At 45.3% G+C, this 788-nt stretch carries 1 protein-coding gene; it reads left to right on the top strand.

Features of this window, described 5'->3' with window-relative positions:
• Nucleotides 1–224: 224 nt before the first annotated feature.
• Entirely contained in the window at nt 225–650 is a 426-nt protein-coding gene (locus HMPREF2700_RS01635; protein WP_070589501.1) for an RHS repeat-associated core domain-containing protein, read from the top strand.
• Nucleotides 651–788: the final 138 nt, after the last annotated feature.

The raw sequence follows: 788 nt of genomic DNA, 5'->3' as shown, positions 1-788 counted from the left end.
AACCACCGTCTACCACTGGCAGGAAGACACCCTTACCATTGAAAGCACAAACGGACGAAACACCCATTACCTGTTCGAACCCGGTACATTCGAACCGCTGGCACAATTTCAGACGACCTCGCCAATAGGTATAGAAAGGGGAGTCTTACAGCTACGACCCTAAAACTGATCCGCTGCTGAAAATCCCACCCGAACCCCAAAAGCAGTCCAAAGCGCAGCCCGACTTGGTTTATTACCAACTTGACCATCTCGGTAAGCCGATTGCTGTACACAATACAAAAGGCAAAGCTGTATGGACGGCCGAATACGAAGCATTGGGTAGAATCCGTAACAAAACCGTTTCAGACGGCCCCAAAGTTAACGTTCCGTTCCGTTTCCAAGGTCAGTATTACGACGAAGAAAGCGGCCTGTACTACAACCGTTTCCGCTATTACGACCCTGAAATCGGGCGGTTTGTGAGTCAGGATCCGATTGGGTTGCAGGATGGGATGAATCTGTTTGAGTATGCGCTGAATCCGGTTGAGTGGACAGAGCCGTTTGGGTTGTTGGTAACACCACACTATACAAAGGGGCTTAACGGGAGGGTAGAGCGTGTACAGGCTACAATTACAAAGGATGATTTAGGCAAAGGGACTTATCAGAAGGAATAGAGATTAGCAAGTACAATGCTAATCTCATAAATTTAACATAATATAAATTATGTAGTTTTTCCCTATACCTAACAATCGCCGTTGTTTATTCCTGTTTGTTAACTATTAGTTAATCTTAAAAGATTCCGTATAGTACTC

Origin of the sequence: Neisseria sp. HMSC068C04, assembly GCF_001810105.1 — a bacterium.
GTDB classification, from domain to species: Bacteria; Pseudomonadota; Gammaproteobacteria; order Burkholderiales; family Neisseriaceae; genus Neisseria; species Neisseria flavescens_B.
This window is presented reverse-complemented; position numbering and strand designations above follow the sequence as displayed.